14 protein-coding genes are annotated in these 14,361 nt (G+C 65.3%); 11 read left to right on the top strand and 3 right to left on the bottom strand.

Annotation, left to right across the window (positions count from 1 at the left end; genetic code table 11):
- Positions 1-8: 8 nt before the first annotated feature.
- Positions 9-2,048, bottom strand: a complete 2,040-nt coding sequence (gene recQ / locus MHM88_RS17380; protein WP_239367836.1) for a DNA helicase RecQ — start codon at positions 2,046-2,048, stop codon at positions 9-11.
- A 106-nt stretch (positions 2,049-2,154) separates the two neighbouring features.
- Complete coding sequence (locus MHM88_RS17375; protein ID WP_239325024.1) at positions 2,155-2,442, bottom strand: YggT family protein; 288 nt, start codon at positions 2,440-2,442, stop codon at positions 2,155-2,157.
- A 133-nt stretch (positions 2,443-2,575) separates the two neighbouring features.
- On the opposite strand from MHM88_RS17375, the gene MHM88_RS17370 reads away from it, so the two are divergent.
- The 11 genes from MHM88_RS17370 (at position 2,576) to MHM88_RS17320 (ending at position 12,655) form a co-directional block, all read left to right on the top strand.
- Positions 2,576-3,154, top strand: a complete 579-nt coding sequence (locus MHM88_RS17370; protein WP_239367834.1) for an acyl-CoA thioesterase — start codon at positions 2,576-2,578, stop codon at positions 3,152-3,154.
- Between the two features lie 49 nt (positions 3,155-3,203).
- Positions 3,204-4,589, top strand: coding sequence for an MFS transporter (locus MHM88_RS17365; protein ID WP_239367832.1), 1,386 nt, complete (start codon positions 3,204-3,206; stop codon positions 4,587-4,589).
- Positions 4,586-5,509, top strand: coding sequence for a penicillin-insensitive murein endopeptidase (gene mepA / locus MHM88_RS17360; protein ID WP_239367830.1), 924 nt, complete (start codon positions 4,586-4,588; stop codon positions 5,507-5,509). The genes MHM88_RS17365 and mepA overlap by 4 nt, the downstream gene beginning before the upstream one ends.
- Positions 5,482-6,411, top strand: a complete 930-nt coding sequence (locus MHM88_RS17355; protein ID WP_239367828.1) for an esterase-like activity of phytase family protein — start codon at positions 5,482-5,484, stop codon at positions 6,409-6,411. Before mepA ends, MHM88_RS17355 begins: the two co-directional genes overlap by 28 nt.
- A 132-nt stretch (positions 6,412-6,543) precedes the next feature.
- Complete coding sequence (locus MHM88_RS17350; protein WP_239367826.1) at positions 6,544-7,176, top strand: queuosine precursor transporter; 633 nt, start codon at positions 6,544-6,546, stop codon at positions 7,174-7,176.
- A 473-nt stretch (positions 7,177-7,649) separates the two neighbouring features.
- Positions 7,650-8,069: an alternative ribosome rescue aminoacyl-tRNA hydrolase ArfB gene (gene arfB / locus MHM88_RS17345; protein ID WP_239367824.1), complete on the top strand. Its 420-nt coding sequence runs from the start codon at positions 7,650-7,652 to the stop codon at positions 8,067-8,069.
- An 82-nt stretch (positions 8,070-8,151) separates the two neighbouring features.
- Positions 8,152-8,898, top strand: a complete 747-nt coding sequence (locus MHM88_RS17340) for an SDR family oxidoreductase (protein WP_239367822.1) — start codon at positions 8,152-8,154, stop codon at positions 8,896-8,898.
- Positions 8,899-8,983: 85 nt separating this feature from the next.
- A complete protein-coding gene (locus tag MHM88_RS17335) occupies positions 8,984-10,003 on the top strand; it encodes a P1 family peptidase (RefSeq protein ID WP_239367820.1) in 1,020 nt (339 codons plus the stop codon).
- A 147-nt stretch (positions 10,004-10,150) separates the two neighbouring features.
- Positions 10,151-10,606 (top strand): cytochrome c family protein, encoded by a 456-nt coding sequence (locus MHM88_RS17330; protein ID WP_239367818.1) that lies wholly within the window; start codon positions 10,151-10,153, stop codon positions 10,604-10,606.
- Positions 10,607-10,783: 177 nt separating this feature from the next.
- Entirely contained in the window at positions 10,784-11,338 is a 555-nt protein-coding gene (idi, locus tag MHM88_RS17325) for an isopentenyl-diphosphate Delta-isomerase (RefSeq protein ID WP_239324994.1), read from the top strand.
- A gap of 60 nt (positions 11,339-11,398) precedes the next feature.
- Positions 11,399-12,655, top strand: coding sequence for a flavin-dependent oxidoreductase (locus tag MHM88_RS17320; protein ID WP_239367816.1), 1,257 nt, complete (start codon positions 11,399-11,401; stop codon positions 12,653-12,655).
- A gap of 118 nt (positions 12,656-12,773) precedes the next feature.
- Here MHM88_RS17320 and glpK read toward each other — a convergent pair whose 3' ends face one another.
- On the bottom strand, positions 12,774-14,258 hold the full coding sequence (gene glpK / locus MHM88_RS17315; RefSeq protein ID WP_239367814.1) for a glycerol kinase GlpK: 1,485 nt from the start codon (positions 14,256-14,258) through the stop codon (positions 12,774-12,776).
- Between the last annotated feature and the right edge of the window lie 103 nt (positions 14,259-14,361).

Here is a 14,361-nt window from a genome sequence, read left to right as displayed (position 1 = left end):
GCACCGACTTAGCCCGCGCCGCGCAGGACGTCCAGAAACGCCGATGCAAAACGTTCCGCGCGGCGCTCCCCCAGCAGACGTTCCAGGCCGCTCTCATCGTCACCGCGCATCTGCGCCACCTTGGCCAGTTGCGAGGCCGAGCAGGTCAGCGGCTTCTGGGTGCCGCATGCGCCGCGTTGCAACCGCGCCTGTACTTCCAGCAACGTGTCGTAGATCGAGCCCTGTTCGCGTCCGGCCAGCTTGCGCCGCGCCGGGTGCAGCGCTTCGGCCTCGCCGGTGATCACCCCAAGGAACTCATCGCCGTAACGGTCCAGCTTTTTTGCCCCAACGCCGGAAATGCGCGCCATCTCATCCAGGCTTTGCGGGCGTTTTTCCGCCATCTCGATCAATGTGCGGTCGGGAAAGATCACATAGGCCGGGACTTTTTGCGCCTCGGCGAGGGCACGCCGCTTGGCCTTCAACGCCGACAAGAGGGGCGCATCCTCATCCGAGACCAGCGCCTTGACCGCCGGGCGGCGGGTGGCGGATTTGATGGTGTCCTTGCGCAGGGTGATGCTATCCTCGCCACGCAGGATCGGCAGCGCCGGTTCGGTCATCCTGAGCGCGCCGTGGCGCTCCGGGTCGGGCCGCACCAGATCGCGCCCCATCATCTGCCGGAAGATGGCCTGCCACTCGGGCTTTGAATGCTCGCGCCCGCAGGCAAAGACCGACAGATCGTCATGCCCCTTCTGGCGCACGCGGTCATTGGCGTTGCCGATCAGGATATCAATGAGATGCCCCGCGCCATAGGTCTCCTCGGTGCGCAGAATGGCCGAGAGCGCCTTCCTCACGGCGGTGGTGCCGTCAAACGTCTCGACCGGCACATCACAGAGATCGCAATTGCCGCAGGGCTGCGCCTCTTCGCCGAAATAACCCAGCAAGGTCTGACGGCGACAGGTCATTGCCTCCGCCAGCCCCAGCAAGGCATTGAGCCGTGCATGATCCGCACCGCGCCGCTCCGCAGGTGCAAGGCCTTCGTCAATCTGGTTGCGGCGCAGGCGGATGTCTTCGGGACCAAACAGCGTCATCGTCTCGGCGGGCGCCCCATCCCGCCCGGCGCGGCCAATTTCCTGATAATAGGCCTCGATGCTTTTGGGCAGATCCGCATGGGCCACCCAGCGAATGTCGGGCTTGTCGATGCCCATGCCAAAGGCCACCGTGGCCACCACGATCAGCCCATCCTCGCGCGCAAAGCGGGTTTCCACGATGCGGCGATCCTCGGCCTCCATGCCGCCGTGATAGTGGCAGGCCACATGGCCCGAGGCCTCCAGCGCGCGGGCGATATCCTCGGTCTTGGCGCGGGTGCCGCAATAGACAATGCCCGACTGGCCGCGCCGCGCATCGGCAAACTCCAAAATCTGTTTGCGCGGGCTGTCCTTGGCGGCAAAGGCGAGGTGAATGTTAGGCCGGTCAAAGCCGCGCAAGAAGGCGCGCGGGGCCTCGCCATCAAAGAGTTTCTGGACGATCTCTTGCTGGGTTTCCTGATCCGCCGTGGCGGTAAAGGCCGCCAGCGGCACGCCCAGCGCGCGGCGCAGCTCGCCGATGCGCAGGTAATCCGGGCGGAAATCATGGCCCCACTGGCTGACGCAGTGCGCCTCGTCCACCGCGATCAGCGACACGCCAATGCGGCGCAGCATCCCCATGGCGCTGCCTGCGGCCAGCCGTTCGGGCGCCATGTATAATAGCTTCAGCTCGCCCGCCTCGATCGCGTTCCAGACCGCCTCGGTCTCTTCCTCGGTATTGCCAGAGGTGAGCGCCCCGGCAGAGACCCCGGCCTCCTGCAAGGCGCGGACCTGATCGCGCATCAGCGCGATGAGCGGCGAAATCACCACCGTGATCCCCTGCCGCCTGAGCGCAGGCAGTTGGAAACACAGGGATTTGCCGCCCCCCGTGGGCATGATCGCCAGCACGTTTTCGCCTGCGCTCACGGCGTCGACGATCTCTTCCTGTCCGGGGCGAAAGCCGTCGAATCCAAAGATATCGCGCAACAGGGGGATTGCGTCGTGCATAGGGGGCCTGTGGGTTGGTCTGCTCAGGTTATGAGCGGCACAATCCCACAGCTGGAATCGGGGGGCAAGACCCGCCGCGGGCCGCAGCGGTCAATTGGCGCAGGCGCTAGTAGAACATCGCTGCGTTGTTCACCAAGATGATGCGCAGTGCATAGACACCGATCAGCACCACCAGCGGGGCCAGATCGAGCCCCTGCATATTGGGCAGGATGCGGCGCACCGGCGCGTAGAGCGGCTCGAGGATACGGTTCAGACCATACCAGATTTGCGCCACGAACTGCTGGTTCAGGTTCAGCACCTGGAAATTGATCAGCCAGCTCATGATCACATGGGCAATGATGAAGAACCAGACAATGTCCAGGACCAGCATCAGGATTTGAAACAGCGACTGCATCTTTGAACTTTCCTCTTTCGAACCGCAACACAGGTAGGCGGGGCGCGCGGATTTCGCAACCCTTCCGCAAGGTCCTAGGTTGACGTGTGGTGAACAGGTGGCATCAAGGGAACAAGTAAACCGGAGTGTTCAGATGTACCCGATCGTCCGCCTTTTGAAAGATGCCGTGATTGCCAGCCGCCAGCCGCGCCTTGCGCCGCTCGACACCCATGTGTCGCGTCATCACTGCTGGCCGTGGGACATCGACATCTGGATGGAGCTGAACAACGGCCGCACGCTGACGCTCTATGATCTGGGGCGCACCATGCTGACCCTGCGCACCGGGCTTGCCGGAGTATTAAAACGCGAAGGCTGGGCCGTGGCCGTGGCGGGCACCTCGATCCGCTATCGCCGCCGCATCAAAGCCTTTGAACGGTTCGAGATGAAAAGCCGCGCCATCGGCTGGGACAACCGCTTTATCTACGTGGAACAGGGCATGTGGAAGGCGAACGGCGACTGCGCCAACCACGCACTCTTGCGCACGGTGGTGACCGACAAGAACGGCATCGTGCCACCCGAACGGGTGATCAAGGCCTGGGGCCAGGACATTCCGACCCCGGATTTGCCCGACTGGGTGCAGGCCTGGTGCGCCGCCGAAGATCAGCGCCCCTGGCCGCCGATGGCGGATGCGGGCACCGGTGCCCACCACGAGAGGCTTGCAAGCGCCTCCTGACCCCTGCCATAGCTAGACCCAACGTGCAGTCGGGCATTTGGGGGCGGTAATGGCGGAACTTACGGCGGCGCAGGGCATTTCCCTGCGCAAACGCATCTGGGGCTGGTGGTTTTTCGACTGGGCCAGCCAGCCCTATCACACGCTGCTGGTGACATTCGTCTTTGGCCCCTTCTTTGCCGCAAGCGCGACCGAGTATTTCCTGGCAACGGGGCTGGAGAGCGAGGCGGCCAAGGCGCAGGCGCAATCGAGCTGGTCGCTCTGCCTGACCATCACCGGGTTGATTATCGGGCTTTCGGCGCCCTTCCTCGGGGCGCTGGCCGATATTGCCGGGCGCAAACTGCCGTGGATCATCGGGTTTTCCGTGGCCTATGTGCTGGGTTCGGCGGGGCTGTGGTTCATGGATCCGGCGGGCAGCAACCTGTGGTGGATGCTCATTAGTTTCGGCGTCGGCTTTATCGGCGCGGAGTTTGCGCTGATCTTTGTCAATGCGCAGCTGCCGTCGCTGGGAAGCAAGGAAGAGGTCGGGCAGCTGTCCGGTTCCGGCTTTGCCTTTGGCTACCTCGGCGGGGTGGTGTCGTTGTTCATCATGCTGTTGCTGTTTGTCGAACAGGACAGCGGCAAGACGCTGATCGGCCTTGACCCCATTCTCGGCCTCGACGCCAGCGCGCGCGAGGGCACCCGCGCGGTGGGGCCCTTTGTGGCGATCTGGTTTGCCCTCTTCATGATCCCCTATTTTGCCTGGGTACGCGATCCACGCGGTCCCCGACGCGGCAGCGCAAGCCTTGGTCGGGCGGTGTCGATGGTGGTCGCCTCGGTTAAGGGGCTGGCCCATCGCAAGAGCCTCACCAGCTATCTGGTGTCCTCCATGCTGTATCGCGATGCGCTTAATGGGCTGTATGGGTTTGGCGGCGTCTATGCGGGGCTGGTGCTCGATTGGTCGATCACCCAGATCGGCATCTTTGGCATTATCGCCGCGATCTCGGCGGCGCTGTTCAGCTGGATCGGCGGGCTGGCGGACACGCGGTTTGGCCCGAAACCGGTGATTGTGACCGCCATTCTGGTGCTGAGCCTGGTCTGCCTGATCGTCGTCAACATGTCCCGCACGCAGATCTTTGGCGTCGCTTTGGTCGACGGATCAAGCCTGCCGGATCAGGTCTTTTTTGCCTGCGGCGTGCTGATCGGCGGCTTCGGCGGAATATTGCAGGCCACCAGCCGCACCCTGATGGTGCGTCACACAACCCCGGAAACCGCCACCGAAGCCTTTGGACTATATGGGCTTTCCGGCCGGGCGACGGCCTTTCTCGCGCCAGCGCTGATCGGCTTGATGACAACACTCACGGGCAGCGCGCGGCTTGGGATTACACCAGTGATTGCGCTCTTTGCCCTTGGTCTGCTTTTATTGACCCGGGTGGATGGTGAAGGAGATCAGGTTTGAGGTTCATTCGACAGGTCACCCTGGCGGCGTTTGTGCTGGCCGCCTGCGCGCCGACGCAGGACAGCCCGCGCCCATCCGCCGCGTCATTTGCCAACAAGGCGGTGAACTCCACCGCGCCCGCCAAACAGCTGTTCGGCGCCAAGCGCGACGGCTCCGCCCAACGCCCGGCGCCCCTGGGGTCCTACGCCAAGGGCTGCGTCGCGGGGGCGGTGCAGCTGTCCGAGACCGGCCCCACCTGGCAGGCCATGCGCCTGAGCCGCAACCGCAACTGGGGGCACCCGGAGACCATTGATTTCATTCAGGACCTGAGCCGCGTCGCCGCGCGTCAGCCGGGCTGGCAGGGGCTTTACGTGGGTGACATCAGCCAGCCGCGGGGCGGGCCGATGCTGTCCGGGCACCGCAGCCACCAGATCGGCCTGGATGCCGATATCTGGATGCTGCCGCCGGATCGGCTCGATCTGAGCCGCGAGGCCCGCGAAAACATCTCGTCGATCTCCTTGCGGCGCGCCAGCGGGGCCTATGTGAACTCCAATTGGAGCGCCCAGCATCACGAGATCCTGAAAGCCGCCGCATCGGACCCGCGTGTGGCGCGGATCTTTGTCTTCCCCGGCGCCAAGGTGAAGATGTGCGACACCGCAACCGGCGACCGCAGCTGGCTGCGCAAGATCCGGCCCTGGTGGGGGCATCACTATCATTTCCACGTGCGGCTGAACTGCCCGCGTGGCGCCCGGGGCTGTGTCGACCAGGATCCGCCCCCGCGCGGTGATGGCTGTGATGACGCCCGGCAATGGGTCGCCAACATCCTGAACCCGCCGCCGCCAAAACCGGTTGACCCGAACGCGCCAAAGCCTAAACCGCGCAGGGACTACACCCTTTCGGATCTTCCCCAACAATGCGCCGCCGTTCTCTCGTCCGACTAGCCTCGCTCTCTGCTGCCCTGATCGTCGCGCTCTGCGCGGCGGCCTGGGCGGCATCGGCGGTCTGGAAAGTAACCCACGCCGACAGCAACAGCGCGACCCATGTCTCCAGCTATCGCTGGCAGGAGGACGCCCCGTGGTTCGGCGGCCTGTCGGGGCTGGAGCTCTCGGATGACGGCCTGCGCTTTACCGCGATCACCGACCGCGCGCATATGGTCTCTGGCGAGATCACGCGCGACAAAGGCGTCATAACAAGCCTGCGGATGACCACAAACGGACGTCTGCGCGACGCGGATGGCGCACCCGTGGCCGAAAAGGTCGAGGACAGCGAGGGCCTCGCCCTGGCCGGAGACGACAGGTATTTCGTGTCGTTCGAAAGCCCGCATCGGGTGCTGGAGTATCACGGCACGCAGGTCCGCGCCCTGTCCGAGCCCGCGGCGTTCAAGCGGTTCTATTTCAACGCGTCCTTTGAATCTCTGGCCTATGGCCCGGCGGGCGAACTGCTGCTGATTTCCGAAGCTTCCGCCCGCGACGCGCAGGTCTCCCGGGTCTGGCGCTGGCGCCAAGCAACGGGCTGGCAGGGGCTTGGCCCCTATCCCGAAGGCGACGGGTTTCTGCCGGTGGGGGCCGATTTCGGCCCCGATGGTGCCCTTTATGTGCTGGAGCGCAAATTTGTCACCGTGGGCTTTCGCAGCCGCCTGCGCCGTTTTGATCTGTCGGATCAGGGTCTGAGCGGCGGAGACGTGTTGCTGAATACGCCCCTGGCACAGCATGACAACCTCGAAGGCGTCAGCATCTGGCGCACCGCATCCGGCACGCTGCGCGCGACCATGATTTCGGACGACAATTTCTTTTGGGTGCAGCGCACGGAGCTGGTCGAATACGATCTGCCCGACCGCCGCTGATGCGGATCGCCCCATAAAAACAGGGGGCACTCTCTTGCATTTGCCCCGGGATCCGCATAAACGAAGCGATCTTTCGCGCTCCGAATGGGGTGCACAAGTCTCCGCGACCTTGTCTAAAAAACGGTAATATACATGACCCGCACCTATCTTCCTGGCGTTCTCGCCATGGCTGCCGTCGTGGTGGCCTCCAACATCCTCGTGCAATTCCTGTTCGGCAACTGGCTGACCTGGGGCGCGTTTACCTATCCCATCGCCTTCCTCGTCACCGATGTGACCAACCGCGTCTATGGCGCAGGCCCCGCGCGCAAGGTCGTGCTGGCCGGTTTCATCGTCGGCGTGATCTGTTCGCTTATTGGCACGCAGATCATGGGCGAGTTCGGCCCGCTGGTGACCCTGCGGATCGCCATCGCCTCCGGTCTGGCCTTCCTGCTGGCGCAGCTCACGGACGTGGCAATCTTTGCCAGCCTGCGTGGCGGCAAATGGTGGCGCGCGCCGCTGGCCTCCACGCTGATCGGCTCGTCGCTCGACACCGCGATCTTCTTCACCATCGCCTTCTCCGGCGCGCTGACCTTTATCGAGCCCGGCAATGACGTCTCCTGGGCCGGGGAGATGCTGCCGCTTCTGGGCGCAGGCCCGGTTGCCCCGCTCTGGGTGTCGCTGGCCGTGGCCGACTGGCTGGTCAAGCTGTCGCTGGCGCTGATCGCGCTGATCCCCTTCCGCCTGATTGTTGCCCGTTTGACGCGCAGCCAGACCGCCGAGATCTGATTTCGCGCGATTTTCATTTGGTGATCCGAGAATTCCGTGCCACTCTGAAGACAACAGAAACAGAGAGAAAAGGAGGTGATCCAGTGTCAAGAAAGGGATTGGAGCAAGGAGCAGCAACCACCGGAGCGGTCCGCCACTGAGGCAGCCCTCTCTGGCAGAGGCCAACCGGCTGGGTTTGCATAAGAATGCACCCTAACCTGCCTTTGCTCTCAAAGACTTTCGGAAGGGCCGCCCCATATGGAGCGGCCCTTTTCCGTGCGTATTCAGGGTATTGCGCGTGCCAACCGCGTGCTCTGGCCGTTGCTGCTGACAGAGCGGGATCTCAGTCCCGCGTCAGATGTAATTGCCCCGATTGCGTTTATCCGGGGGCAAAACCGGTTCCCACTTTTGCACCACATGCTCTTCTGGATGACGCATGTCTGATAGTGCAAAACCGGTTCCCACTTTTGCACGACATGCTCTATGGTCCGCCCATGCTACGCATAAACGACGATATCACCCTGCAGGATTGGGAACTGACCGAGAGCTTCATGCGCGCCTCTGGCCCCGGCGGGCAGAACGTCAACAAGGTCTCCTCGGCTGTCGAGCTGCGCTTTGAGGCCGAACGCTCGCCGCATCTGCCCGGCCCGGTCAAAACCCGCCTGCGCCGCATCGCCGGGCGGCGCTGGACCAACGACGGCGCGCTGATCCTGCAATGTGACGAGACCCGCTCGCAGGCGCGCAACCGCGAGATCATCCGCGAACGCCTCGCCGAACTGATCCGCCGCGCCCTGGTGAAACCCAAGCGTCGCATCGCCACCAAACCCTCCCGGGGCAGCGTCGAGCGTCGCCTCAAGGCCAAGAAAACCCGCGCCGAGGTCAAATCCCTGCGCGGCCGCGTCGACGGCGACTGAGCACAGATCCGGCAACGCCCCTTGCGCCGGTTGCGCCCCCGCGCCATCCTGCCGCCAATCAGCAGGAGAGGGAGGGCCAACCATGCGCCTCAAGGACAAGACCGCCATCGTGACCGGCGGCGCCTCGGGCTTTGGCAAGGGGATCGTGGAGGCGTTTCTGCGCGAAGGCGCGCGGGTGATGATCGCCGACATCAACGCAACCGCCGCGGCCGAACTGGCGGCGGCGCACGGGCAATCCGCCTGCGCGCAGACCGTGGATGTGGGGGACCGCGGCTCGGTTCTGGCGATGGCCAACGCGGCGCAAGAGACATTTGGCCAGGTCGACATCCTGGTGAACAACGCCGGCGTCACCCATCTGCCCACCCCGCTGGAAGAGGTCTCGGAAGAGGATTTCGACCGGGTGTTCACCGTGAACATGAAATCCGTCTACCTGACCGCCCAGGCGCTGGTTCCCCACATGAAAGCGCGCGGCGCCGGTGCAATCCTCAATGTGGCCTCCACCGCCGGCGTGTCACCGCGCCCGCGGCTCAACTGGTACAACGCCTCCAAGGGCTGGATGATCACCGCCACCCGCACCATGGCCGTCGAACTGGCCCCGTCGGGCGTGCGGGTCAATGCGATCAACCCGGTCGCCGGGGAAACGCCGCTGCTGAAGTCGTTCATGGGCGAGGACACGCCGGAGGTGCGGGCCAGGTTCCTCTCGACCATTCCGCTGGGCCGCTTTTCCACCCCGGAGGACATGGGCAACGCCGCGCTCTATCTCTGTTCGGACGAGGCCAGCATGGTCACCGGCGTCTGCATGGAAGTCGACGGCGGCCGGTGTATCTGACACCTGCGGCCGCCCCCAATCCGCGCGCCAGCGCTCAACCTGTGCGCCCCGTCAGGGGCGCTCCGCTTTGCAACAGGATGTCGCAATGACCCCAGGCCCCCGCAACCTGATCACCGATGTCGCTGGCCTTCGGGTCGGCAATGCCGCGGATCACGCCCTCAAATCCGGCACCACGGTGCTGACTGCCGATCAGCCCTTTACCGCCGCCGTCCATGTCATGGGCGGCGCGCCGGGCACGCGGGAAACCGACCTGCTGGCCCCGGACAAGACCGTGCAGGCGGTGGATGCGCTGGTGCTTTCGGGCGGGTCGGCCTATGGGCTGGATGCCTGTTCCGGCGTGGTCGCGGGGCTGCGCGCGATGGGGCGGGGCTTTCGCCTCGGCCCCGCCGTGGTGCCGATCGTGCCCGGGGCGATCATCTTCGACCTGCTGAACGGCGGTGACAAGGACTGGGACGACAGCCCCTACCCCGCCCTGGGCCGCGCCGCGCTGGAGGCCGCCGCTGCCGAGTTCACCCTTGGCAGCCACGGCGCCGGCACCGGCGCGCTGACCGGCATGCACAAGGGCGGGTTGGGCTCCGCCTCGCTGCTGCTCGACAGCGGCCACACCGTCGGGGCGCTGGTGGTGGCCAACCCGATCGGATCCGTCACCACACCGGGCGAGCGCCATTTCTGGGCCGCCCCGTTTGAGATCGACGGCGAGTTCGGCGGTCTTGGCCCCGACCCCGCATCCGGCCTCGGGCGCAGCCTGCGCAGCCGCAAGATGGAGGCGATGGCCGCGCTCGCCGGGGCGCCGGTGTCCTCGGACGGGGCCAATACCACCATCGCCATCGTCGCCACCGATGCTGTGCTCACCAAGGCCGAGGCCCAGCGCATGGCCACCGCCGCCCATGACGGCATGGCCCGGGCGATCGTCCCCTCGCACGGGCCGCATGACGGCGATCTGGTCTTTGCCGCCGCCACCGGTGCCGTGCCGCTGGGCGATCCGGCAACCGACATGCTGGGCCTGTGCCATGCCTCTGCGCTTTGCCTGTCCCGGGCGATCGCCCGCGCCGTCCACGCCGCCACCCCCGCAGCCGGAGACATCCTTCCCTGCTGGTCGGCCTGATCGGCAAGTGTTTTGGCACCATTTGCCCCTGCCCTTTGCGCCAAAGCACACCACATACTCCGCCTAGGACCAGAATGTCGCGTTGACTCCACCTCGGCGTCCGACAGAACCTGCGACCAGCGACTAGAACGCATAGGAGCCAGTTTTATGAAACCCATTCTCACCACAGCCCTGCTTGCCAGCCTTGCTGCCGCCCCGGCCTTTGCCGAGGGCGACGCCGACAAGGGCGAGAAAGCCTTCAACAAGTGTAAATCCTGCCACCAGATCGTCTCTGACACCGGCGAGAGCATCAGCAAGGGCGGGCGCACCGGCCCCAACCTCTGGGGCATTGTCGGCCGCCAGGCGGGCACAGTCGAGGATTTCCGCTATGGCGATGATCTTGTCGCCGCCGGCGAAGCCGGGCTGGTCTGGGACGAAGAGCAGTTTGTCGCCTATGTCGAGGATCCGCGTGATTTCCTTAAGACCTATCTCGACGATGGTGGCGCCAAGTCGAAAATGTCCTTTCGCCTGAGAAAGGGTGGCGAGGACGTCTATGCCTATCTGGCGCAGTTCGGCCCGGCCGCAGCGGAGGGTGAGGCGGACGAGAGTTCTGCCACCAACTGACGCTGCCCGGACGGCACAGACTGGCACAGAGCTGCCAACGCGCCGCAGCCACAGGGGTCTGCCCCAGGGTTGCGGCGCCGTGTAGCAAGGGCCCGCTCTTGAGATATCGCCGCGCATGGCTTAAATCACCGGCTTTCGACAGTCGCCCGACCGGGCCCATGTAGCGTCAGGAGAACCATGCCAGAGCGCCGTCCCGATTTGATCCCCGCCTGGGTCGATGACCGGCTGACCCCGGTGGACAAGCTGCGCGCCCATCAGGACGGGCTGCGGCACAAGGCCGTTTCGGTCTTTGTGGTGCAGGGGCGCAAGATCCTGATGCAGCGCCGGGCGATGGGCAAATACCACACCCCCGGGCTCTGGGCGAATACCTGCTGTACCCATCCGATGTGGCGCGAAGCCTCCGACCATTGCGCCGTGCGCCGCCTGGAGGAGGAGCTGGGGCTGACCGGCCTCTATCCGCAGTATCGCCATACGCTGGAATATCGCGCCGACGTCGGCGACGGGCTGATCGAGCATGAGGTGGTCGATGTCTATCTCGCCCATATGCTGGCGCCGCTCGGGCTGGCGCCGAACCCGGCCGAGGTGATGGAAACCCGCTGGGTGGATTATCACGACCTGCTGGCCGAGGTCGCACGCCATCCGGAGCGCTTCACCCCCTGGCTGAAGATCTATCTGGCGGACTATGCCGATGTGATCTTTGGCCCCGAGTTGATCGTCACCTCGCGCGGCTGAGCCCGGCTTGCCTTTTGCGCCGGGGCCATGGTCTTATGCGGCGCGGGAGGACATATCACGATGACAGTTTTGATTGCGGGCGGCGGGATTGCCGGTCTGGCCCTGGGGCTGACGCTTCACCAGATTGGCGTGCCGTTCAGGGTCTTCGAGGCCACCCGGGCGCTGAAACCCATGGGTGTCGGCATCAACCTGCAACCCAACGCGGTGCGCGAGCTGTTCGACCTCGGGCTGGAGGCACAGCTGGACGCAATCGGCGTGCGCACCCGCAGCCTCGGGTTCTTTTCCAAACTGGGCAAGACGATCTGGGAGGAACCGCGCGGGCTGGAGGCGGGCTATGCCTGGCCGCAGTTCTCGGTGCATCGCGGGGAATTGCAGATGCTCTTGTACCGCACCCTGCTGGAGCGCGCCGGACCGGAGGCGATCGAGACCGGGGCGCGGGCCGTGGGCTGGGCGGAGACCGATGCGGGCGCGACCTTGCAGCTGGCGGACGGGCGCAGCATCAGCGGCGCCATGGTGGTGGCGGCCGACGGCATCCACTCTGCGCTGCGGGCCTGCCAGTACCCCGAGGAAGGCGCCCCGATCTGGGACGGGCGCATCCTGTGGCGCGCCACCACCCGCGCGCCGCTGTTCCGGGGGCCCGGCGCGATGGTGATGATCGGCCATGACGCCCTGCGGTTTGTCTCCTATCCAATTTCCGCCGCCGATGCCGACGGCATCGCCACGCTGAACTGGATCGCCGAGAAACGCTTCGACCCCGATCAGGCGTTCCAGCGCGAAGACTGGAACCGGGCCGTGGACATTGACCGGTTTGTCCATGACTTCGCCGCGTGGCAGTTTGACTGGATCGACGTGCCGGCGCTGATCCGGGGCGCGGAGGTGGTCTATGAATACCCGATGGTGGATCGCGATCCGCTGCCGCGCTGGACCTTTGGCCATCGGACCCTGATGGGCGATGCCGCGCATCCGACCTATCCCATCGGGTCCAACGGCGCGAGCCAGGCCATTCTGGATGCCCGCACCATTGGCGCGCAGATGCTTGCCCATGGGGTGACGGCAGATGCCCTGGCCGCCTATGAGGCCGAGATGCGCCCGGCGGCCACCAAGATCGGGCAGGCGAATCGCTCGGGCCAGGGGCCGGACGCGGTGCTGCAACAGGTGGAGGACCGCTGCGGCGGCGCCTTTGAGGTGATCGACGAGGTCATCCCGCAGGCGGAGCTGGCCGCGCATGCGGCGAAATACAAGGCGATCTCCGGCTTTTCGATCGAGGCCCTGAACGCACAACCGCGCCGGATTGCCGAGGGGCATCGCCTGGCATGACGCTGGCCGGGGAAGGGGGCGCTGCCCCCGGCCCTTTGGGCCTCCCCCGAGGTATTTCTAAAAAGATGAAGCCGAAGGGCCCGCGCCAGAGCCGCGGCGCCCTCTGCCAGTGGCGCGGTCAGACCCCGATCACCGCCTGCACGGCCCGTTTCCAGCGGGCGTAGGCCTCTTCCCGGCGGCCGGCGTCCAGCATCGGCTTGAACTCCCGGTCCAGCGCCCAGGTCGCGGCAAAGCCGTCCTGATCCGGATAGACCCCCGCCTTCATCCCCGCGAGCCAGGCCGCGCCCAGCGCGGTGGTTTCCTGCATCACCGGCCGGTCCACGGCGGCGCCGAGGATGTCCGACAGGCTCTGCATTGCCCAGTCGCTGGCGCTCATGCCGCCATCGACGCGCAGGGTGACATTGGCGTCGCCCTCCCAGTCGGCCCGCATCGCTTCCCAGAGGTCGCGGGTCTGGTAGGCCACGCTTTGCAGGGCGGCACGGGCAAATTCGGCAGGACCGGAACTGCGGGTCAGGCCGAACATGCCGCCGCGGCAGTCGGGTTCCCAGTAAGGGGCGCCGAGGCCGGTGAAGGCGGGCACAAGGATCACGTCCTGGGTTGGATCGGCCTTGTCGGCCAGCACTCCCGATTCGCTGGCCTTGCCGATGATGCCAAGCCCGTCGCGCAGCCATTGCACCGCCGCACCGGCGATAAAGATCGACCCTTCAAGCGCATAGGTCGGTTTGCCATCGAGCTGATAGGCGATGGTGGTCAGCATGCGGTTCTTTGACAGCACCGGCGTCGCCCCGGTGTTCAGCAGCGCAAAGCAGCCGGTGCCGTATGTCGATTTCATCATCCCCGGCTTGAAACAGGTCTGCCCCACCGTGGCGGCCTGCTGGTCCCCCGCCACGCCGAGGATCGGAATCGCGCCGCCAAGATGATCCTCCGCGGTGGTGCCGAAATCTGCCGCGCAGTCCCGGACCTGCGGCAGCATCGCCTGCGGCACCCCGAGCAGGGCGCAGATCTCCTCGCTCCACTGGCCCGCCTTGATGTCATACATCAGGGTGCGGGCAGCATTGGTGGCATCGGTGACATGCGACGCCCCGCCGGTCAGACGCCAGATCAGGAAGCTGTCGACGGTGCCAAACAGCAGCTCGCCCGCCTCGGCGCGGCTTCGGGCGCCCTCGACGGTGTCGAGAATCCATTTGACCTTGGTGCCGGAGAAATACGGATCCAGCAGCAGGCCGGTGGTATCGCGCACCATGTCCTCGTGACCGTCATCGCGGAAGCCTTCGCAGATCTCGGCGGTGCGCCGGTCCTGCCAGACGATGGCATTGTGGATGGCCTTGCCGGTGGTCTTGTCCCAGACCACGGTGGTCTCACGCTGGTTGGTGATGCCGATGCCGGCAATGTCGGAGGCCGAAATACCCTTGTCAGAGAGCACCTTGCGGCAGGTGGAAAGCGTCGTGGACCAGAGATCCTCCGGGTCGTGTTCCACCCAGCCCGCCTGCGGATAATGCTGCGGGAACTCCTCCTGCGCCACGGCGGCCACCTGCATATCGGCATCGAACAGGATTGCGCGGGTCGATGTTGTCCCCTGGTCGATCGCAAGAATGAATGTCATGAGCTCCCCCTCCAAATCTGTCTTGAGGCGGAGATTAGACATAAATCCGTTAGCGCGACCAGCCCTTACTAATAAATTAGTAGAAACGGCGCGGAGATCGGCC

The sequence above is a fragment of the Epibacterium sp. MM17-32 genome, from assembly GCF_022348205.1.
Lineage (GTDB): Bacteria > Pseudomonadota > Alphaproteobacteria > Rhodobacterales > Rhodobacteraceae > Epibacterium.
The sequence above is the reverse complement of the archived record's forward strand: the minus strand, read 5'-3'. Positions and strand labels throughout refer to the sequence as shown.